This window comes from Embleya sp. NPDC001921 (genome assembly GCF_053594475.1).
In genome coordinates, this window is sequence record NZ_JBSFEO010000036.1 from 86,973 (window position 1) to 107,824 (window position 20,852).

The window sequence follows — 20,852 nt, forward strand, 5'->3', positions numbered from 1 at the left end:
GGATGCTTCCGGGCGGATGTGAGCACCGAGTCGCGTGGTCGATGGGATCCCGTGTGCGAGGAGTCCGCGCCGCGGCCGGTGCCCTTCGCCGAAGGGAGGGCGTTGTCGGCGCGACGGGGTCAGGCCGGGACCTTGTCCAGGAAGCCGCTCACACTCTTGAAGCGGTTGTCGCCGTCGAGGACCGCGACGTCGAAGCCGATGACCGGCGCGTCGACGCCGGCGGGGCCCAACTCCCACGTGAAGCGGACGATGTCGTGGTGCGCGTCGGGAGTGCCGAGGAGGCGGAAGGTGAAACCGGGGAACCGGTCCTGCACGCCGGCGACGAGCGCGTCGAGTTGGTCGTGGCCCGCGATCGAGGCGAGCGGGTCCACGTACACGATGTCCGCGGCGAAGACCTGCTCGATCGCGGCACGGCGGATCGACGGGTCGGTCTCGTTCCATACGGCGAGGTAGCGCTCGACGGACCGGTGGATCTCGCTCATGGTGTCCATACCTTTGTTCTCCGTAGGGGTGGTGGTTGGTGACGTCGCCCAGTCTTCTCGTCACCGGAACCCTGCGGCAGTGTGGATGATCATGACCTCGAGGTGAAATATTCACGTCCCTCATCGCGATGGTGGGACGCCGACACACCACGTGCCGCCGCGCGTACGTCGTCCGCTCCGCGACGGGCCGCCTCGATCGCCTCGGCCAGGTGGGCCGCCGCCGCTTCCGACCCGATCGCGGCACCCTCGCGGGCGCGAGCGGTCGATCGGGCCACGGCGAACAGTTCGGAGCCGAGCCGGTCGCGCAGATCCCGACCGAAACGCAGCCGTTCGGCCATGACGGTGGCGCGAGCCAACTGTGCGCGAGAGGCCCCCAGTTCGTTTCGGAGCTCGGCGAGCACGAACAGTATGAGAAGCAGGAACTGGACGTACAGACCCTGCAACAGATCGGAGCAGAACCAGCCGACGAACTGATCCGCTCGGAATGCCTCCCAGAACACCCCCTCGACGGTGACGACGCCGAACAGGACGGCCGTGTCGACGACGGCGCAGACCGCGAAGATCACGACCGCGAACGGACGGCGAAACAGGAAGAGGACCGACGTGGCCAGAGGATGAAAGGCCGGGAAGTACCACTGCCAGCCCAGGAGTACGGGAACGCACGCCAGCAGCGTCTGCACCACGAGCGCGGACCTCATCAGGCCGGGGCGCGCCCCGTTCGGTCGGGGGCGGCACAGATGAAACAAGACCACATGAGCCGCGCACGTCAGCAGTATCTGCCGGCCCACCGCGGCGGAGGGGATCAACGACCAGAACGCCGGCCGAATACACAGCGTCGTCACGAACACCGCCAGAACGGCACCGAGCCAGACGGTACCGTGTGTGGCATATCCGCCGAGCCGGCTCCCTCGTGTCGGTGGCACCCGGGCCGACACGCGGAACAGGCTCCCGTTGCGCTCCATGCGAACGGTGCCGCCGACGGCGGCGAGCCGTGCCTGCAGACCTGTGAGCCCCGATCCTTTCGACTTTGCGTCCGACGAGCCGCTCGTGCTCTCGACGGAAGCAACGGGGACCGCGTCCACCCGGGCCCCGGATACTTGCCAAGGTGCGAGGTGTTCGCCGCCCGACCGGTCATCGGGTGGGCCGTGCCCGACACCGTCGTTGTCGATCGTCAGGACGACCTCGGCGCGCGGGCGCGTGGCGGTCACCTCGCAGCGGGTGGCGGTGCTGTGCCGCAGTACGTTGGTGATCGCCTCGCGCAGCACCAGGGCCAGGGCGGCGTCCGTGTCCGGCGGCAGCGTGCCGCATCCCACCGTGAACACCGCGTCGACACCGGCCCACGCGAGCACCGAGCGGGTGGCCTCTATCTCCGCCCCGAGCGTCGTCAGGCGTTCCCCGGCCGTGACCGCACGCACATCGGCCAAGGCACGGTTGGTCTGCGCCCACACCGCGTCGATGTGTTCCGTCGGGCATCGACCGTCGACGACCGCGCGCCGGGCGAGTTCGAGCCGCAGGACGATCGCGGTCATGCTGAGCCCCAGGACGTCGTGAATGTCGCGGCCCGCCCGCAGCCGTTCGACGGCGAGCGCGGTCGTCGCCGCCTGCTGTCGGGTCTCATGGAGCAGAGTCAGTACTTGGCCGAACCGGGTGATCGCGTAGACCTCCACGCCCATCGCGACTCCGACGACGGCCCAGGTGACCACCTCGGCGCCGGGGTGTCCCAAGCCGGTGGCGGGTGGGAAGCACCAGTTCACCCCGGCGACAAGCCCCAGTTGGGCGGCCACCAACAGCCAACGCAGACGTCCGCCGATCAGGATGAGCGTACTCGCCAGCGGGAATCCCACGCTCGCCTGCAGGTGGAGCGGCGTCACCACGGGGGCGTACACGATCAGCAGGTCGAGCACGAGCAGCCGGCCGCCGTATCGGGCGCGGACGTGGGCGAAACGGGGCAGGGATATCAGGATCTGGAGGGCGGGAGCGAGGGACATCGCGGAGATCCAGAACAAGAACGACGCGGATGACCTGTCCATGCCCGGGAAAGGACCGCTCAGGAGATTCCCGAACAGACTGAGCGCCCACAGAGCGGCAAGATTCGCCAGGACGAGGAACTCGGCGGTTCGCGGCGTCGCGGTCATCCGATGGTGTCGCGTGCGCACAAGGACTCCCTGATGTGCCGGATTGCCGGGGCCGGCCTCTCAGCGGTTGACGGCCCGCGCCGGTGAGGTCCGCGCGGCCCTTTGTGAGGAGTCGTCAGATCCAGTCGGCCTCGCGCGCGATGCGTATCGCATCCACTCTGTTGCGGGCGTCGAGCTTCATCAGCACCGCGGTCACATAGTTGCGTACGGTGCCCGCGGACAGGTGCAACCGGCCGGCGATCTCGCGTGCTTCCGCGCCCTCGGCGAGCAGACGCAGGACGTCGACCTCGCGTACGGTCAACGGGCACGGCGGCAGGTTCAACGTGGCGGCCGCGAGCGCGGGATCGACGACCCGTTCCCCGGCGGCGACGCGGCGGATCGACTCGGCCAGACGCTCGGGCGGCGAATCCTTCAGGACGAATCCGGCGATCCCGTCCGCGATGGCCCGGCGCAGGACTCCGGGCCTGCTGATCCCGGTGAGGATCATGACTCGACATTCGGGTAGCCGAGCCATCACCTCGCCGGCGGCCATCAGGCCGTCCATGCCGGGCAGATCGAAATCCAGGACGGCGACGTCGGGTCGATGCTCGAGCGCGGCGGCCAACACCGCGTGCCCCGTCGCCACTTCGGCGACCACCTCGATGTCGGTCTCCTCCGCGAGCAGCCGGATGAGGGCGCCGCGGACCATATGCATGTCCTCGGCCAGCAAGACGCGCAGCACAGTGCCCCTCGATCCATCGATCCCGCACATGTCGGCCCGCTGATTGAATCAGTACGCGGAGGTCTTTCCGCCGGCAGGGCGTCGCCAGGGGCGGATGCGCCCGATCCAGGGTGGATCGGCGAGAGGCCCTCCACCCCGGCCCGGAAGGCGCTCGGCGCAACCGGCTCCCGGCCGATCCTGGACGCATCGAGTAGCGGTTTGCCGCGAGGTAGCGCCGAGGCCGTCCGCGTGGGGCGGGGCACGCGGTTCGTTCAGAGAGCCGGAAGTATCGGAAGCGGGGAGCCCGGCGTCATCGAGTATTCGCACCAGCGGAATCCGAGCTGTCCTGCGCGGGTCAGATTGTCGGGCCGGTCGTCGATCAGCAGACTGCGGCCGGGGGTGACGGTCTCGGCGGCGATCTCCAACAACCCGCGCCCCGGGCTGCTCTTCTCGACCCCCCAGTGATGGGAGACGAAAACGAACTTCGGGTCCACGTACCGATCCAGGCCGAGCGCGGACCACTGCTTGGCGAACCAGAACGTCGTGTTGTTCGAGGCGATACCGATGCGATATCCGGAGTCCCGCGCACTGTCGAGGAGTTGCCGGGCATGCGGATTGGGGCGAAACAATGCGCTCTCCAGCGCCGCGACATCGTCGGCGTGCACCCGGACGCCCAGCGCCCGGGCGAGATCCTCCCAATAGCGCTTTTCCGTGGTTTCGGTGAGGCTATAGCGCCGCCACAGTGCGGTACCTATCTCGGCCACGCGCCCGCGATCGAGCCCGTACCGATCGGCCAACCCGTGCTCCGCCGTGAGCAGCAGCGTCTCCCACGGGTCACAGAAGAGCACATTGCCGATATCGAACAACACCACAGGGGAATCCACGCCTCGGGCATCCTCGTCGTTCACGTAGGGGCCGACGCCGCGACCGATGCCGGTGAGCCGTGCGAGCATAGAGCGCCCCTCGGTCGGTCTGTCAACGAGCCCGCCGGATCGGGGAGGGCGGCGGTCCTCGACGACGCCGGGATCTCCCGGTCGCGTGTCGGCACCGGCGTTCCGTCCCGGTCCTCCGGATCGAGAACCCACGGTCGCCACGGCCGGCCGGGCCCGTCGCGGTGGGGTAGACGCGGTCGATCCGGCCAGGGCGGTCGCGCCGGCCCGCTGCGCCGCACCGAGGGGCATGAATTTTTCACCCCGAGGTCGTGATCGGCCGTACTGCCGCGGGATTCCGGTCGCCGGAAGACTGGGCGGTGTCACCAGCCACCCCCCCGACTCGGGAGACGCCATGCGCGACATCGATCAGACCGTCAAGCGCTATCTCGCCCTGTGGAACGAGACCGACGCGTTGATCCGCCGGGCCGCGATCCACGAGATCCTCGCCACCGACATCGTGTACATCGACCCGCTCGCGTCGGTCGTGGGCCACGAACAATTCGACGCGCTCATCACCGGTGTGCAAGTCCAGTTCCCCGGCTTCATCTTCGGGCTTCTCGGTGTGCCCGACGCGCACCACGACATCGTCCGCTTCACGTGGGGACTGGGCCCCGCAGGCGTCGAGCCGCCGGTCGTCGGTTTCGACGTCGCGGCTCTCGATTCCGACTCCCGGATCAAGCACGTGAGCGGCTTCCTGGACAAGGTCCCGGCCTGAACACGAGGCAACACCCGGTCGCCCGCATTCCGTTACACGCCACCGCCTGCTCTGACGCGCCTTGCCGGAACGGCCCCGCCCGGTTGCCTCGCCCGCTCGACGCACGCGTACGGCACTCGTTCCCCGGATCGCCACCACGACTGCCGGCGAATCTGCGGGACGAAGCGGATCGCCGATCGAGCATTGATTCGCCCACAGCGCGGGGTGCGTCGCGTCCTTTGTGTCGAACCAGGCCCGTGCAGACGAATAACCCCCCAAGAGCACCTGATCAGGAGACATCATGTCGGTTTACGCGATCGCCCAGCTCAACGTTCGCAATCAGGACCCCGAGATCCAGGAGTACATCGAGCGGATCCAGGCGACGATGGATCCGTTCGAAGCCCGGTTCATAGTCCACGGCGGCAAGCAGGAAGTCGTCGAGGGTACGGGGCCCGACTACATCGTCGTCCTCGAATTTCGTTCCATGGACGACGCGCACGCGTGGTACGGATCGGATGCCTATCAGGCGATCCTCCCGTACCGCACCAACCACATCGACGGCAGTGTCGTGTTCGTGGAGGGGGTACCGGACGGCTACCGCCCCGGTTCCTGATCGTGCGTCACCAAGCCCTAGCGATCCGGTCGTTGCATGCCACACCCGATCCCGGCCGGACGCGTCACGATCGGCGGCCGGGATCGCCAAGTGGGGGCGAGACGGTGAGGATCGTGCGTTCACGGACGAGAGCGCTCTTTCCGTTTTTGCAACCATTCGCCCATTCACTTTCCATCACCCGTGTTCGTGACGGCCGACGGTGAGGGCGGCAATGCCAAAAACACTCTGTAAACCAGTTGGATTCGCTGTGGCGGGGACGCCACCCGATCCCGAAGCCACGCCTGGGAGACCCCGGTGCAGGCGCCGGTGGAGGCCGTCGCCCGCCGCCCGCCACAGCGGATTGTTGGTGGCGTGCGTGGCACTCGCCGCGTACGTCGGGTTCCGGCCGCCGAGCGCGTGGACCGCCACGTTGCAATCCATCTCGTGGCAGGACGGGTTCCATCGGCGATTCGTGGTGGGGACGGTCCTGCGCCCGCTCGCCGAGTGGTCGGGATACGCCTACGGCGTGTTCGCCGCCGCCTCCTACGCGGTGCTGGCAACCCTGGTCGCGGTACTGGTGGTGGCGGCGGTCCGCACCCGGGTGCCGGCACGCCGGGCCCTGGTCGCCGCCTGGTTCGTGTTGCCCACCGGCGGCTACCTCTTCCACGAGGTCGGCTACTTCGAACAAGTCTTGTTCCTGGCCTTGTTCGGCGCGTGGTGGCTGGTGGCGCGCGGACGTTGGGTCACAGCCGCCGCGGTGATCGCGATCTCCGTGTGTGTGCACGAGATCGCACTGCTGACCGTGGTGCCGCTGTTCACGCTGATCGTGCTGCGAGCGCTGCCGCTCCGGCAGGCCGTGGCGGCGGTCGTGCCCTCGGTCCTCGTGGGTGCTCTGGTCCTGACCCTGCCGCCGACGACGAACGGGGCCACTCGGCGGCTGACCTTGCGGATGAGCGGCGCGGATTTCCCGGCCCGCTCGGACGTACTGGAGATCTTCGACCGCTCCCACGCGCAGAGCATGCGGATGTACGCGCCGTTGGACGTGCTCTCCTTCCTGGCCCCGTCGGGGCTGCTGCTCGCCGCCGCGTTGGCGATCGCGTTCTCCCCGATCGTGGTCGCCGGCCTCCACCGACTGGCGGCGATCGGCGCCGCCACCGCACCGGTGGCGGCTGCGTTCGCAGGCTGGGACGTGCACAGATGGGCGTTCCTGCTCATGGCGAACTCGGCCGTGGTGGTGTGGTGGTGGCTGGGCGTGGAGGCCGCCGGGGCGGTACGGCCGGCTGTGCGCTATCGGGTACTGGTAGCGGCGGCCATGCTGTCCGTCCACGTCCCGCTGACCTACTTCGACGGCTTCACGCCCCGCGGGCTCACCGGCACCCAGGTGAGCGCGTTCGTCCAGGACGCCACCTCCGGCGACCTCCTGCGAATCCCCCGACGCTGACCGTGAACACGACCGGGACCGAGATCGTGCCCGGCGTCGTCCCCGGCGAAAAGTTCGTCACCGATCTGATCGCGGCCCCCACCGTTGTCGAGACCGGGCGGCTCGCTCAGTCCGAGATCCACCGTGCGACGGGCCGATACGTCGCTCTCATGCTCACCACCGGGGATCCGCGTGAGATGAAGAGGGTCGCCCTCTCCTTGGTGCACTGGTTCCGGTTGCACCCGGAGATGGAACTCGACTGGTTCTGGGTGAAACCGATGGAAAGGGACCAAGCGCAAGCCTCCTATGGCTCTACCACCCAAGTAATCCTCAATGCCCATCTCTTCGGCGCCGGGCGACCCACTCGGGAGCGGGGCTCGCGGCGCCTGGGACGAGAGCCGCGGAATCCGCGACCCGGGGAACCCTATCGCCGGGCCGGGCAACCGAAGCGGTACGAGGACACGACAGGACCGGCCGTGCGCATGGACGCCTTCGGTGACTCGGCGACTCCCCAACCTCGCGGGTCGCCCGCCGGACGCGCAGGCCGACGGCGAGGGCGATATCGCCACGGCGACGGCTGCGGATCCTGGTGATCCCGCGCGCCGACTTCATGGACGCCGCACCGAGCCGTCCGCGCCCGGGCCCCGCGCTCAGGCGCGGGGCGACGCTCCCGCTCACCCCCGTGACCCGGGACCGACTGCACGCGGTGAACACCGAATCGCCCGCCCGCGTACCGGCCGTCGACTACACCTCGACTCGCCGTCGGGCGGCGGTCCCTCGCGTGGGACGATCACTGACGTTTGCGAGTCACACGGGGGGTTCGAAGTGAGTACGAGTCGCGCGATTGAGGGCGGCGCGGGTGCCGGTTGCGTGCTGTTCGTCGGATGGCCGCTGATGGCGGCCCGGTGGTTGTTCAGTCCACGCACCGAGCCCGACCGGGAGATAGCCGCCCTTCAGTACGTGCGCGCGGTGATCGGGCTGCTCGTGTCGCTGACGGTCTGGTTCCGGGAGGGGCATTTCGAGCTCGACCTGGACGCCGCCCTGTTGAAGATCGCGAACGGCTTGCTGTTCGCGGTTCCCATCTGGGTGGTCGTGACGGTGTTCCTCGTTGCCGCGTCGTCGGGCGACCGCATGGGGACCTGTAAACGCCTGGCCGCCGGCTCGGGCCTGCCGCTCGCGGTGCTCGGCGTGATCGTCTGGTACTTCCTGTACGCCGGCGACCCGTTCGGCGGGCTCGGCGGGGGCGGCGGCACTTCGTGGTTCATCGCCGTTCCGCTCTTCGTCGGCGGGTTGGTTCTTCCGCTCTGGGGCGTCCTGTTCGCCCTGGGGGCCGCGTTCTTCGCGTACAAGAACATGTTCAACGCCAACGACGGGCATCCGCTGCTGCCCGCCCTGCTCGCGCCGGGGTTCGCGATCGCCTCGACGGGATACGAATTGTCCGCTCCGACCGGCGGCGACCACAGCCCGTTGTCGATCGGCTTGTCGGTGACGGGGTGTCTGGCGGTCATCGGCTGCTCGATCTTCGAATACCGCTTCGTCGCCCGCGTACATCGGGTCGGCCTCAAGAGCGGTCCGCCCCCGCGTCGACCGGCCTCCGAGCCCGGTCGATTCGTGTGGGGCGCCCACTCGGACGATGTTTCACCCTGGGCTCAGGCTCCGCCTCCGTTCTATCCGCCGCCGCGTCCGGTCGACCCGGCGCCCTGGACGCAGGTGCCGCCGCCCCCGTCGTTTCCGCCGCCCGGGCCTCCCCGTCAGGACAGGACCTGACCCTTCGTTGGCCATTTACGGCGAGTTCGTCACGGTTTCCGCACGGTTTCCGCACGGTTTCCGCACGGTTTCCGCCCGGCTTCCGCCCGGCGCACCGTTGCCGCCCGGTACTGCGTCAACGCGGACTACGCCGACCACGCCGTCGAATTCTCGGCGCGACCGGCGTCCCGGACGACGGCCGCCCCGATGTCTTCGACCGGTGGCCAAACCGCCGACTCGCCGATCCGGCAACGGCGTTCCGGAGCGAGGCCGAGCACTGGTCCCCGTCCGCGCGACGGGGGCACACGTCACCGGGCTCGTAGCCCCGGTCGTGGGCCGATCCTGTTCCGGGATCGTCCTCCCGAGTCGACCATGTGACCACGACCGGTAGTTGCGAAGGGACCCCGGTTCCCTTGTCCGGGAAGCGAGGGTGCTCGGCGTAATCGGGAGGCGATACGAGCGGGGAGGCGGAACACTTCTCCGAGTGATCACGATGCAGCCGGTCCTGGAGATCCACACCCCTGACGGCTTCGACCTGTGGCCTGTCGCCCAGATCGAGCCGTTCGGCTTCCTGGCTCTCGGCGGTGGGCTCTCACCCGCCGAGGTCGGAACGGCCGTGATGCGCATCGCGGGTTGCAACGACATCGACCCCGACGGCGATCGCCCGGCTCGTCCGGCCGATGCGCTCGGCTCGTTCCTTCACGGACTGCTGACCTTCGACCACCTCTTCGCGGCCGGCGGCCTGCGGGTCACCGACGACGCCGCGGGTGTCACCTTCCTGCCCGGTTGCTGCGACGGGCTGGAGGACTGGCGCGACTGGCACGGGCTTGTCGACGGCAACGCTCTACTCGGTTTCGGTCACGACCCCGTGTCACCGGTCGCGGAGCGCTTCGGCGACACCGTTCGGCTCACCGTCGACGCCGAGATGAGCGACAGTCCGGTGATCGAGCTGTCCGTCGCGGAACTCCGCCACCTGCTCGCCGGTGCGGAACGCGATATGGCCGACTTCCTCGCGCTTGCCACCGATTGGGCCTCCGGGCACCTGCCCGGTCGGCGCGCTGCCGTCACAGCCGCCCTCGCCCGCGTTCTCGACCTGCCCGCGCCGGCCATATCGCCGAGGTTGTAGGACGGCGGGCCCCATGCTTCGACGGCCGTCGCGCACAGGCTCCGCGCCTTCGCGGTGTAGCGCGGCGACCAGCTTGCCCCACGCCCACGACCGCACCCAACTCGTCGTCCTCGCCCACGAATCCGGCCTGGTCACCGCACGGACATCCTGAGCTTCCAGGACCCGGCCGACCGCCCACGAAGGCCGCTTTTCTCCGGGACCGCAAAGGGCGGGCACCCCGTTGCCATGGCCGTCGTCGACGGTGCGTCGTGGGGATGCGCGGCGCCGGTCCGCGCCGCGCTGCGTGCCGGTGGGTTCGCGCGAGCACGCGGTGGGCAGTTGTCCGACAGCCTGTCCCCGCTTCCCGGTTCTGCGAGGCAACGGACACAGTGTCGCGCGCTTGCCCGATCTTCTGACTCATTGTCGGTTGTGAGCCGACTCGATTCGGCGGGAAGCTGACGGCCCGTCGGATCGCGTTCGTCCTGTTCAACGAAGAACCGGAGAACAGGCGTCCGTCAGACGTGGCGTGCCGTTTCCGGCCGCACCCTCAAGGAGGTGGGATGTCCACCCAGCAACAGCCCCTCGACAGTGCCGAGGTCGACGTGGCTCTGCCGGTTCCCGGCGAACAGGTCAACCGGCTCAAGGCCAACTCCGTCGGCCTGGTCGGCGTCGTCTTCATGGCGGTCGCCACCGCCGCCCCGATCACCGCGATGACCGGCAACCTGCCGATCATCGCCGGGTCGGGCAACGGCATCGGGGCCCCCGCCGCGTACCTGTTCGCCACCCTCGTGCTGACCGTCTTCTCGGTCGGATACGTTGCAATGGCCAAACACATCACCGCCGCCGGCGCGTTCTACGGCTTCATCTCGCACGGCCTCGGCCGCGTCGCGGGCATGGCCTCGGGCCTGCTCGCGGTCCTGGCGTACGTCGTCTTCGAAGCCTCGATCATCGGCTTCTTCGCCGCCTCGTTCAAACAACTCGCGAGCGACCAGTGGGGTCTCGACCTGCACTGGGGCTACTACGCGATGTTCGGGCTGCTGGCCATCGCGGCGATGGCGTTCTTCGACATCCACCTGACGGCCAAATTCCTCGGCGTCGCGCTGATCCTGGAGATCGCGGTCCTCGCCGCCGTCTCCTTCGCGGTGTTGTTCACCGGCGGGGGACCGGACGGCATCGTCGGCGAGGCGATCGACCCGCTCAAGGCCTTCGACGGGATCAACGGCAGCATGGGCGCCGCCGGGCTCGGACTCTTCTTCGCCTTCTGGTCCTGGGTCGGCTTCGAGTCCACGGCGATGTACGGGGAGGAGTCCCGCGACCCGAAGAAGGTGGTCCCCAGGGCCACCCTCATCTCGGTCGTCGGCGTCGGCCTGTTCTACATCTTCGTGTCCTGGATGATGGTCTCCGCCGCCGGCAAGTCCGGTCTGGCCGAAGCGGCCTCCGAGGGCACCCTGTTCTTCGCGCCGCTGGGCGAGCACTTCGGCGACACCTCGGTCAAGATCTTCCAGTGGCTGGTGGTCACCGGTTCCTTCGCCTGTGCGATGGCCTTCCACCAGTGCGCCTCGCGCTACCTCTACGCCATCGGCCGCGAAGGCTTCATCCACCCGGCGCTCGGCAAGACCCACGTCAAGCACGGCTCGCCGTACATCGCCTCCTTCGTCCAGTCCGTCATCGCGATCGTCCTCGTGGTGGCGTTCATCGCCGCGGACATGGACCCGTCGGTGCACCTGTACGGCCTCCTCGCGCTGCTGGGCACGATGGCGATCCTCATCGTCCAGACCCTGTGCTCCTTCTCCGTCGTCGGCTACTTCCACGTACAGCACAAGCACCCCGAGACCAAGCACTGGTTCGCCACCCTCACCGCGCCGATCGTCGGAGGCGTCGCGATGGCCGCCGTGGTCGGACTGCTCGTCTACAACATGGACACGGCGGCGGGCGCGGCCGCGGACACGCTGCTGTTCGAGCTCATCCCGTACATCGTCGGCGGCTTCTTCGTCGCGGGCATCGCCCTCGCCCTCTACATGAAGCACCAGCGCCCCGAACGCTACGAGCGCATGGGCCGCATCATCCTCGAGGACGCGGCCGAGCGCTGATTCCTCCTTGTGCGGATCCCGCCTCGCGTGATCTCGCCCCCAGGCCCCGGGCACCACGTACTTCCTTCCTGGTTCTGCGTACCTCCCGGGGCTTTGGCGTGCGCACCTCTTGTTCCGGCCAGGAACCGACCTCTTCCCAAGGAGCGCCACAATGAATCGCACCCGTGCCATGGCCGCACTGCAGCGCACCGTCGCCGACCACCGAGCCGCCGCGGCCTTGCGGATGCCGGTCGGCGAGTACCGGGACATCCGTGACGAGGCCGTCGCCGATCCCGCCGGGCCGAGCCGGCGTGCGTTGATCAAGCGTGCCGGAGTGCTGGGGATGGGCCTGGGCCTGGCCGGCACCGCGCTGAGCCGCCCGGCTCTGGCCGCGGAGAGCGCGCCCAGACCCCCGGTGAACCCGGGGCGGGTGGTCATCGTCGGCGCCGGCATAGCCGGGCTGACGGCGGCGCTGACCCTGGCCGACGCCGGGGTGAAGGCCACCGTGTACGAGGCGAATCCCACCCGCGTCGGCGGCCGGATGTTCTCGCAGAAGACCTACTGGGGCGGCGGCCAGACCTCGGAGATCGGCGGCGAGCTGATCGACACCGGGCACAAGAAGATGCTCGAACTGTGCCGCCGATTCGGGTTGGCCACCGTGGACTTCGCCGGCTCCGGGCCCAGCGGCGCCACCGAGACCCTGTGGTTCGACAACACCTACTACTCGCGCGCTCAGGCCGACGAGGACTTCAAGGCGATGTACCAGGCGGTCCGCCGGGACTACCAGGAATGCGGCGACGTCACCTGGAACCGGACCACCGCCACCGGCACCGCGATCTCGAACATGAACCTGCGCGACTGGATCGACTCCCGAACCCCGGGCGGCTCCTCGTCCACGCTCGGGCAGTTCCTCGACGTCGCGTACAACGTCGAATACGGCGCGGAGACCGCCGACCAGTCCGCGTACGCCGCCGTGTGCATGCTCGGCTGGCAGTCCAACCCGGGACACTTCAACATCTGGGGCGGCTCCAACGAGCGCTACCACGTGGTCGGCGGCAACGACCAGGTCCCACACGCCATCAACGCCGCGCTGCCGTCCGGCACCGTGCGAATGGGGCACAAGCTGCTCGCCGTTCGGGCGAACGACGACGGCACCCAGACCCTCACCTTCGACGCCAACGGCACGACGACCACTGTGACCGCGGACCACACGATCCTGGCCGTCCCGCTGCCGATCCTCAAGGGTCTCGACCTGACCCGGGCCGGGTTCGATCCGCTGATGACGAACCTGCTGCGCGACTCCCGCATGGGCCACGTCTCCAAACTCAACATGCAGTTCAGCAAGCGCACCTGGCTGGGCGCGAGCGGCAACGGCCTCGGGCCCTGGCCGGGCGTGGCGGCCGGCGACGCCTTCACCGATCTGCCGTTCCAGCAGACCTGGGACACCACCAAGGGCCAACCCGGAACCAAGGGCGTGCTGATCCAGTACGGCGGCGGCACGATGGCCTCCACCCTCAACCCGTCCGGCCCGTTCAACACCGCCGAACAGGACGCCTACGTCGTGAATTTGGCGAACACCTACCTGACGCAGATCGACAAGCTCTTCCCCGGCACGAAGGCCCAGTGGACCGGGAAGGCCCAACTGTCGGCCTGGACCAAGAACCCGTACTCGCTGGGCGCCTACTCGTACTGGCCCGTCGGCTACCTGCACCGCTACGCCGGCTACGAGGGCACCCGGCAGCGCAACGTGCACATCTCCGGCGAACACACCTCCTACGACTTCCAAGGCTTCATGGAAGGCGGCGCCACCGAGGGCGAACGCGCCGCACGGGAGGTCCTCGGCCTGGCCTGAGCAGGCCTCCGAAGGACGACCGGACCGCCGGCGTGGTCGAATCCGGCGTGGGAGTCAGCGGCGGGGGAGTCGGCACCCTCGCGGATTCTCGGGACGGTCCCGGTCCCGGTCGCGTGCTCGGGTTCTCGTTCGTCGCGGACACCCGGCGAGACCCGCCGAGCCCCAGGAGGCCTGGCGCTCGGCGGGTTCGAACACCTCGTCCGACACACGCCGGTGGGCACCCGGCGGGCCGGCGAAGCGCAACGCGTCCGCCCGCCGTCCACCCGTGCACGACGCCGGGTCGGGGTACGGCTTGTCGGCGTCCGTCACCGCGCGGCCCGGTTCTGCGGTCACGGGCGCCTCCCCGGCCTCGGCACGGCGGTGGTCGGGGCCGCGCATTTCACGGTCGTTCCGCCGTCCTGCCCGGACGCCGGTTTCGTGCCTGCGTCGGGGGTTCCCGGGTTCCGGGTTCCCGGGCGTCACCGGCGTCGACAGCCGTGCCCCGACCGCAATCACGAACATCCCCGACGACACCGAATCCCCGCACGGCCGCGTGGTCGTGCTCTTCCGCCACTGACAAGGACAGGTGTACTCGGGCGGGATGGGGTTGTTCGCGGTCGTGCCGCGGCCGTGTTCTGATGGATGGGTGAGCGAAAACGGCTCCATGCGCTTGTTCGTGGCGCTCGTGCCGCCCCCCGAAGCGGTGGCGGAATTGCGTCGTGCCGTCGACCCGGTCCGCTCCCGGTACGACGGGCTGCGCTGGACCGGGCCCGAAGGTTGGCACCTCACTCTCGCCTTTCTCGGCACCGTGGAGCCGAAAACCCGGATCGAGTTGGAGACCCGGCTCGCCCGCGTCGCCGCACGCCATCCGCCGCGGAACCTCGCGCTCACCGGCAGCGGCCGTTTCGGCGATCGCACCCTGTGGATCGGGATCCGGGGCGATCGACGGGCGATGACTGCCCTGGCCGTGGCCGTACGGCGCGCGGCCGGCAAATGCCATATCCCGGTCGAGGACCGGCCGTGGCACGGTCACGTGACTCTGGCCCGCGTCGCCCAAGCACGCGGGGCGGGCGGGCGGCGCCCTCGGGGCGGTGCGCTCACCGCCCCGGCGGCCGATCTCGCCGGATTCGACGGGGCGGAATGGACCGCGGCCCGGCTGCACCTGGTGCGGAGCGACATCGGCAACGGACCGGCCCGGTACCACGACGTGGCGACGTGGCCGTTGGTGGGCAGGCTCTCGTCGCACGTACGCGCGGGAAAGCGGGATGGTGCCGAGGAGTCCTGTTCGACGTGAGCGCCGCCGTTCGAAGTGAGCGCCGCCCGAGCCGGCCGGCGTTCGCGCGAGGCGCTCCCGCCGGATCGAACGTCATCGTTCCCATGCATTCCGATGCTTCGGGGAGTCGCTGGGCGACCCGGCGAAGGTTCCCGTGAGAGGCAACTTTCGGAGACGTCCGGCCTCGACGCTTGCGACGGCCGTTCACGAGTGCCGTGCACCCGGCGGAGCAGGGCGAACGTCTGTCCGGTTTCCCGTGGGGGATGAGATCGTTTCCCGGGCGGGTTCGTCCGCGAGCAGGAGCGGGGCGAGCGCCGCGTACGGGGAGGGCGCGCCTTGACGGAAGAACACGTGAGCCGGCGGCGAACGGTGCTGGAGGCGTTGGAGCCCGGTGAGGTCCGGCGTGGAATCGTGTCCGCGGTCGTGGACTTCGGGGTCTTCGTGGACATCGGCGGGCTCGACGGGATGGTGAGCGCCGCGAACCTGGCGTGGGCACGCTTCGATCATTTCTCCGAGGTCGCCCGCGTCGGGGAGTCGGTGACCGTCGTCGTGCTGGACATCGACCCGGATCGCGAACGGGTGTCGTTGTCGTTGAAGGACCTGGAGCCGGATCCCCTCGTTGCCTTCGCCCGGTCCCGACTCGGCGAGGAGGTCTCGGGGACCGTGGACAGGATCATTCCGCCCGGGGTGGCGGTCCGCCTGGACGCCGGGGTCCATGGGCTGGTGCCGGCCGACGACCCGGGCTTGGCACGGTTGGCGGCGGAAGGCCGCACCTGCGCCGAGGGCGACGTCGTGGCGGTGAACGTCTGTGCCATCAATCTGCATCGACGGCAGGTCCGACTCCGAATCGTTGACGTGGTGCGCTGACGCTCTCGGTTGGTGGCACCGTCGGGTGCGGGCCGGTGACGGTGTAGCCGCCGGTGTAGGTGCTGCCTCGATTGTCGCGGGCCTCGTCGTAGCGGCCGTCGGGCAGTAGCTCCTGGCGGATGAAGCCGTCAGCGGTTGCCCACAAGCCGAGGTGGGGGTGCGGGGCGCGGGGCGTGATGCCGAGGTGGGGGTGCGGGTCGCGGGGCGTGTCGTTGCCGGTCATGGCTTGACGATCGCCGCGGCGGCGGCCGGTGGTAGCCAGGCCGACGTCTCCCGAGGTGAAGGCTTCCTGGGTGTCGGACACCTGGGATGACGGCGGCCTGGTTCCGATTCCACCGCGCGACGAACCTGGTGGTCAGGCAGCCGCTGTAGCTGCCGAACTCTCGCCTCGGACCCTTCCCCCGATCGCCCATCCTCCCGGCCCTCTCCGCCGTACGAAAGGAAGACCTCTCATGGACGTCCACGACACCACCAGCGCCGCCGTGCTCGAAGAGCTCCGGCGTCGGCCCGCCGACCGGCGGCGCATCCTGTTCACCGGCGCGACCGTCGTCACGATGGACTCCGTGCTCGGCGTCATCGGCGGCGGCGACCTCCTCGTCGAGGGCGACACGATCACCGCGGTCGGCCGCGACCTCGACGCCGGCGATGCCGTGGTCGTCGACGCCACCGGCACGATCCTCACTCCCGGCTTCGTCGACACCCACCGGCACGCCTGGGAGGCACAGCTGCGCCGGATCATGCCGGACGTCGACGACCTCGGCGGCTATGTCATGGCCACCCTGGCCGGTTACGCCACGGTCTACCGACCCCAGGACATGTACATCGGCACCAGACTGGCCGCCCTGACCGCGATCGACAGCGGCATCACGACCATGCTCGACTTCTCCCACAACTCCCGCACCCGCGAGCACTCCGACGCCGCCATCGGGGCCCTCGTCGACACCGGCATCCGCGGCGTGCACGCCTCGATGGGCCCGCACTTCGGCGCGTGGGACCGACAATGGCCCGGCGACCTGACCCGCCTCAAGGACCGGTACTTCAGCAGCGACGACCAACTGCTCACCCTGCGCCTGGCGGCCCTGGCCACCGACGAGATCGCCGGACCGGCACTCGCATACGGCCCCGAACTCGCCCGCACCGCAGCAGAGTTGGGGATCGGAGTGAGCGTGGACGCCGTGTTCGGCACGTCCGGCTCCGAGGCGGTTCTGCGCTGGGCCAAGGACGGCTTCCTCAGCCCCGACGTCACCCTCATCCACTCCACCGGACTGACCCCCGAGGCATGGAAGGCGATGGGGGAGACCGGCACCACCGTGGCCCTCGCCCCGACCTCCGACGCGCAGATCGGTCTGGAGACCGCGATCCCCGCCGTCGACGAGGCACTCGCCGTCGGCATTCGCCCCGGACTGAGCATCGACGTCGAAGTCGCCCTGGCCAGCGACATGTTCACACAGATGCGGGCCCTGCACGCCATCCAGCGGATGCGCGCGGTCAACACCGCCTACGGCACCGACCGGCAGCCCTCCCGCATCACCACCCACGACGTCCTCGACTTCGCCACCCTCCAGGGCGCCCGCACCAACGGCCTGGCCGCCGTCACCGGCTCGCTCACCCCGGGCAAGAAGGCCGACCTGCTGGTCGTCCGGGCCGAGGACCTCAACAACATGCCGCTCAACGACCCGATCGGCACCATCGTGTTGGGCTCGGACGCCCGCAACATCAGCGCCGTCCTGGTCAACGGCGAGCCCCGCAAGTGGGACGGCCGGGTTCTCGACGTCGACCTGGCGGCCCTGCGCAGCGAGGTACACGCCTCGCGCGAGTACGTGCTGAATACCCCGGCCGCCTGACCGATTCGACCTTCGTCCCCCGACCGTGCCGCCACGGCCGGGGGCACCCACCGCACCCCGGTCGCCCATCGGCCGATCCGGGCGCACGAGAAGAGCCGGGCGGCAACCGGACGCCCCCTTTCGGACTTCCCATGTCCCGCCCCGCTCCCGCGACTTCCCCCAGGCCCACAGCGACCGCGCCCAGCATTTCGGGACAGCCGACTTCCCGGGCCGGCCGCGCCGACGATCGCGCCGACCAGGGCTGCACGTGGCAGTCCCTGCCCGTTCACGCATTGATGGTCAGGAGTTCTGCGAAAGACACAGATATTCACCACGGGCCACTTTGGCGTTTTTGTCCGGAGCGCGGCCTGCGAGGGTGTCTCGCTCTGTTATTGCGCGTACCGTGAAACCCGCCGTGGCGAGCATGTCGGCGAGCTGCTCGTGGGTGCTGCCCCAGCGAAATGCCTCGTTGCGTCGACGAAGCCAGCCTTGCATGGGAGTACGTTCGTCTACAAACGACGGTCGACCCGAGAAATCGAGGCCCATAAAAGAAAACGCACACCACGTAGTACCCGATGGGCGGACACCCAGCTCACCGAGCAGTACGGTGACCTCTTCTGCTTCCAGGTACATCAACACACCTTCGACAACGAACAATGTCCGCGCTTGCCGAACATACAGTGGGCAACGTGACAACTGATCCTCGACCCCGCCGCGCGTGAGGTCGCCCTCGACCAGCGCATGATTGCTCTTCAGGCCGCCACCGTAGCGCTCATACGCTGACCGCTTGAGATTCAAAGACGGGCCACGGTCGAATTCGATAAAGCGGGTACCGGGAAATACCTCGGAGAGCTCCAGAGAGAGCGTATCGAGCCCTGAACCCAGAACTACGACTTGCTCCACCCCTTCAGAAATGGCTTGGCGTGTCCACTCCCGCAGCAACTGCTTGCGCAGCGCTTGGTGCGTAAAGAGCCCGGGGAGAAAGATACGCTCCAGCCCGTGCAAGGGGCCTCGTGTAATTCTCCATCGCGTCGCGGCAGCAAGCAAATTCCATGGGAATGCGGCGTTCCCCAGGGCAGCCCGCAGGAATGCCTGTGCCTGCGGACCGACCAGCGGGCGCCATGTCGGATCCTGCCCGACGAGTAGCTGCCCTCCTGCAACGACCAGAGCCGTCGCGGAAACGGTCACCATGTTTGTGCCGTTTCGAAAAGGTCCCTGTGGTGACGGTACCAGTCGCTGGTGAAGCGTTCCTGCGGGTCGTGGGCGCGTTTGAGGGTCAGGAATTCGCTGAACTTCGGGTGGCAAACTTCTATCTGCTCGCGAGTCGCGTGCCGATGGTAGGTGAGGTAGAAGCTACCGTTGTGCGTGATGGCCAGGTCGATCAGGCCACGGAATGCCGTGCCGGCCTCTTCGTGCCCCGTGGCGTCATGGCGCACGTGGAGATTGAAGATGATGCACGCGTAGTCGGAGCGGGCCCAGGCGAGGAAGGTTTCATCGTCGCGCTGGACAAGCCGTATGGTGCCGTAGATGAGCTCGACGTTGTTGCTACGCAGGTAGTCAGCGGCTGCTGCCAGGTATTCGGTGAGTCGAGAGCGGGGAACGAAGATTTCGGTAATAACCTCGGAGCCCCGATGGCCGAGTACCTCGTCGACCGCGAGGTGGTAGTCGTCAATGTACGTGGCGAATTGATGGCCGTCGGACCAATAAACCTGACCCGAAGTGGCCAGGTAGTGCTTGGCATAGTGATCGAATGCCGCCGACTTATCCGTATGGGCAAGCAGCAACAGGCGACGCCAGTCATCGGGAGTTAGAATGCGCTGATCCTCGGGAATGTCCGCATCACTGCCGATCGGCTGGTAGCACGAGAACACGCCGCGCTGCAGAAATGTATCCGCGACCGGGTCGATGTCGAACTGGAAGTCCCCGTACGTGAAGCCCTCGGCGATGCGCCGGTCAAACGATTCCTGCAGATCGTCGATTCGACCAATCTCCACCACGCGGCGCACCTTGTACCGCTCCGTGAGACGCAGCGTCACGTTCCCTATGACGCCGAAAAGACCGTACCCGCCGATAGCGAGGGCGAACAGGTCTGCGTTCTCCTCACGGCTGCACCGCTTCACCTCACCTTGCGAACCGACAATGGTGAAGCTCTCGACGTCGCTGACGAACGGAGGCAGAGTCAAGCCGCGGCCGTGTACGTTCGCCGCGAGGCAACCACCGATGCTCAGCCGGTTGGCGCCTGTCTGCTTCTGCCGGAACGTCCATACCTTCTCGACTCCGGTCTGATTCGCCAGGAGCCATTCATGCAACTCTTGCCACTGGATTCCGGAATTTACCTCGACCAGGCCACGTTCGGCATCCAGAGAGACAACGCTGTTGAATTCTGCGGTGTCGACAAGTATGTCGTTGCTGGAAAATTGCTGCCCGCCCATGGCATGGCGGCCTCCGCATATAGCCACCCCTCGTCCTGTACGTGTCGCCTCCTCGACGGCGGCACAGATATCCTCGGTAGACCTGACGGGGACGATCTCGGCAACGTGTGTGGGGTTCAGTGCGGAATGCTTGTCGTTTACCGTAGCGGGGTTTCGCGGAGCGCCTGCAGGCATTGTGGTCCTTGCGATTGATCTCGGTGAATGCCAGTCAATGATTGAAGTCTCGGCGAGGTGTGGGAGTTGTCTGCCCGCCAATCGTGGATTCGCCGAAGATGGGTGGTGCCAGTGAGCGCAGTCGCCATGCTCTTGTCCTGGGAACCGGTGTCGTCATCTGTATGGTGAAGCCGGCCGGTTGGATCCGCCTGAGTACCCGTACTCAGATGGGCACGGTCGTGCCCGCTCGGGTGACCCAGGAATCGACCCGAGATCGTCCTGGCCGACAAGGCACGTCCTCACGAGCCATCCGCGATCACCCGAGCAAGCGCGGTGTCCGGGCGGTAATCCCCGTCCCGGCGGACAGTTGGGCCACCGGCTGCGGCGAGGCAGCCGGGGTGGCCGCACCAACCCGCCCCTCGGCGCGGGCGGTTCACGCTTCGCGCGGCCCCCGGTGACCGAGTTGCACCCCCGAGTGAGACACGGCGGTCCCACCCCGGCGCCACCGGTGCCGGGCGGGTGGTGATCGCGGCGACCGCGCCCACGATCGACACGCACGTTTCCCGTGAGGAATCCGCGAAGGAATCGCCCGGGATTT

General features: G+C 68.4%; 16 protein-coding genes and 1 pseudogene. 10 read left to right on the plus strand and 7 right to left on the minus strand.

Annotated elements, in window-relative coordinates:
- Positions 1-119: 119 nt before the first annotated feature.
- The 4 genes from ACWCPW_RS34710 to ACWCPW_RS34725 form a co-directional block, all read right to left on the minus strand.
- Positions 120-482 carry a nuclear transport factor 2 family protein gene (locus tag ACWCPW_RS34710; RefSeq protein ID WP_449765549.1) on the minus strand — a complete coding sequence of 121 codons (363 nt, stop codon included), beginning with the start codon at positions 480-482 and terminating at the stop codon, positions 120-122.
- Positions 483-571: 89 nt separating this feature from the next.
- Positions 572-2,638: a histidine kinase gene (locus ACWCPW_RS34715; RefSeq protein ID WP_449765550.1), complete on the minus strand. Its 2,067-nt coding sequence runs from the start codon at positions 2,636-2,638 to the stop codon at positions 572-574.
- Positions 2,639-2,732: 94 nt separating this feature from the next.
- The gene (locus ACWCPW_RS34720; RefSeq protein WP_449765551.1) at positions 2,733-3,338 is read right to left on the minus strand and encodes a response regulator transcription factor; all 606 of its coding nucleotides are present in this window, start codon (positions 3,336-3,338) and stop codon (positions 2,733-2,735) included.
- A gap of 251 nt (positions 3,339-3,589) precedes the next feature.
- On the minus strand, positions 3,590-4,270 hold the full coding sequence (locus ACWCPW_RS34725) for an HAD family hydrolase (RefSeq protein ID WP_449765552.1): 681 nt from the start codon (positions 4,268-4,270) through the stop codon (positions 3,590-3,592).
- Positions 4,271-4,601: 331 nt separating this feature from the next.
- Between ACWCPW_RS34725 and ACWCPW_RS34730 the strand changes: the two genes are divergently transcribed.
- From ACWCPW_RS34730 to ACWCPW_RS34770, 9 genes are all read left to right on the plus strand, one after another.
- On the plus strand, positions 4,602-4,964 hold the full coding sequence (locus ACWCPW_RS34730) for a nuclear transport factor 2 family protein (RefSeq protein ID WP_449765553.1): 363 nt from the start codon (positions 4,602-4,604) through the stop codon (positions 4,962-4,964).
- Positions 4,965-5,244: 280 nt separating this feature from the next.
- Positions 5,245-5,556, plus strand: a complete 312-nt coding sequence (locus tag ACWCPW_RS34735) for a DUF1330 domain-containing protein (protein WP_449765554.1) — start codon at positions 5,245-5,247, stop codon at positions 5,554-5,556.
- Positions 5,557-5,911: 355 nt separating this feature from the next.
- Positions 5,912-6,976, plus strand: coding sequence for a hypothetical protein (locus tag ACWCPW_RS34740; RefSeq protein ID WP_449765555.1), 1,065 nt, complete (start codon positions 5,912-5,914; stop codon positions 6,974-6,976).
- Between the two features lie 804 nt (positions 6,977-7,780).
- Positions 7,781-8,722 carry a hypothetical protein gene (locus ACWCPW_RS34745; RefSeq protein WP_449765556.1) on the plus strand — a complete coding sequence of 314 codons (942 nt, stop codon included), beginning with the start codon at positions 7,781-7,783 and terminating at the stop codon, positions 8,720-8,722.
- Positions 8,723-9,194: 472 nt separating this feature from the next.
- Positions 9,195-9,827: a hypothetical protein gene (locus ACWCPW_RS34750; protein ID WP_449765585.1), complete on the plus strand. Its 633-nt coding sequence runs from the start codon at positions 9,195-9,197 to the stop codon at positions 9,825-9,827.
- A 539-nt stretch (positions 9,828-10,366) separates the two neighbouring features.
- Positions 10,367-11,896 (plus strand): APC family permease, encoded by a 1,530-nt coding sequence (locus ACWCPW_RS34755; protein ID WP_449765557.1) that lies wholly within the window; start codon positions 10,367-10,369, stop codon positions 11,894-11,896.
- A 151-nt stretch (positions 11,897-12,047) separates the two neighbouring features.
- Complete coding sequence (locus ACWCPW_RS34760; protein ID WP_449765558.1) at positions 12,048-13,727, plus strand: FAD-dependent oxidoreductase; 1,680 nt, start codon at positions 12,048-12,050, stop codon at positions 13,725-13,727.
- A gap of 625 nt (positions 13,728-14,352) precedes the next feature.
- The gene (gene thpR, locus ACWCPW_RS34765) at positions 14,353-15,000 is read left to right on the plus strand and encodes an RNA 2',3'-cyclic phosphodiesterase (RefSeq protein ID WP_449765559.1); all 648 of its coding nucleotides are present in this window, start codon (positions 14,353-14,355) and stop codon (positions 14,998-15,000) included.
- A 330-nt stretch (positions 15,001-15,330) separates the two neighbouring features.
- Positions 15,331-15,846: a S1 RNA-binding domain-containing protein gene (locus ACWCPW_RS34770; protein WP_449765560.1), complete on the plus strand. Its 516-nt coding sequence runs from the start codon at positions 15,331-15,333 to the stop codon at positions 15,844-15,846.
- A 25-nt stretch (positions 15,847-15,871) separates the two neighbouring features.
- On the opposite strand, the pseudogene ACWCPW_RS34775 reads toward ACWCPW_RS34770, so the two are convergent.
- Positions 15,872-16,069, minus strand: a pseudogene (locus ACWCPW_RS34775) (Atu4866 domain-containing protein); the annotation flags it as partial.
- 229 nt (positions 16,070-16,298) lie between these two features.
- Between ACWCPW_RS34775 and ACWCPW_RS34780 the strand changes: the two are divergent.
- On the plus strand, positions 16,299-17,690 hold the full coding sequence (locus ACWCPW_RS34780; RefSeq protein WP_449765561.1) for an amidohydrolase family protein: 1,392 nt from the start codon (positions 16,299-16,301) through the stop codon (positions 17,688-17,690).
- 279 nt (positions 17,691-17,969) lie between these two features.
- On the opposite strand, the gene ACWCPW_RS34785 is transcribed toward ACWCPW_RS34780, so the two are convergent.
- Both ACWCPW_RS34785 and ACWCPW_RS34790 read right to left on the minus strand, forming a co-directional pair.
- On the minus strand, positions 17,970-18,860 hold the full coding sequence (locus tag ACWCPW_RS34785; protein WP_449765562.1) for a class I SAM-dependent methyltransferase: 891 nt from the start codon (positions 18,858-18,860) through the stop codon (positions 17,970-17,972).
- Entirely contained in the window at positions 18,854-20,275 is a 1,422-nt protein-coding gene (locus ACWCPW_RS34790) for an FAD-binding oxidoreductase (RefSeq protein WP_449765563.1), read from the minus strand. The genes ACWCPW_RS34785 and ACWCPW_RS34790 overlap by 7 nt, the downstream gene beginning before the upstream one ends.
- Positions 20,276-20,852: the final 577 nt, after the last annotated feature.

What these genes read in the sequence shown, in the direction of transcription:
- ACWCPW_RS34710 (WP_449765549.1), bottom strand. Translation starts at nt 482, where the DNA reads ATGAGCGAGATCCACCGGTCCGTCGAGCGCTACCTCGCCGTATGGAAC.
- ACWCPW_RS34725 (WP_449765552.1), bottom strand. Translation starts at nt 4,270, where the DNA reads ATGCTCGCACGGCTCACCGGCATCGGTCGCGGCGTCGGCCCCTACGTG.
- ACWCPW_RS34730 (WP_449765553.1), top strand. Translation starts at nt 4,602, where the DNA reads ATGCGCGACATCGATCAGACCGTCAAGCGCTATCTCGCCCTGTGGAAC.
- ACWCPW_RS34735 (WP_449765554.1), top strand. Translation starts at nt 5,245, where the DNA reads ATGTCGGTTTACGCGATCGCCCAGCTCAACGTTCGCAATCAGGACCCC.
- ACWCPW_RS34750 (WP_449765585.1), top strand. Translation starts at nt 9,195, where the DNA reads ATGCAGCCGGTCCTGGAGATCCACACCCCTGACGGCTTCGACCTGTGG.
- ACWCPW_RS34755 (WP_449765557.1), top strand. Translation starts at nt 10,367, where the DNA reads ATGTCCACCCAGCAACAGCCCCTCGACAGTGCCGAGGTCGACGTGGCT.
- ACWCPW_RS34760 (WP_449765558.1), top strand. Translation starts at nt 12,048, where the DNA reads ATGAATCGCACCCGTGCCATGGCCGCACTGCAGCGCACCGTCGCCGAC.
- ACWCPW_RS34780 (WP_449765561.1), top strand. Translation starts at nt 16,299, where the DNA reads ATGGACGTCCACGACACCACCAGCGCCGCCGTGCTCGAAGAGCTCCGG.
- ACWCPW_RS34785 (WP_449765562.1), bottom strand. Translation starts at nt 18,860, where the DNA reads ATGGTGACCGTTTCCGCGACGGCTCTGGTCGTTGCAGGAGGGCAGCTA.
- ACWCPW_RS34790 (WP_449765563.1), bottom strand. Translation starts at nt 20,275, where the DNA reads ATGCCTGCAGGCGCTCCGCGAAACCCCGCTACGGTAAACGACAAGCAT.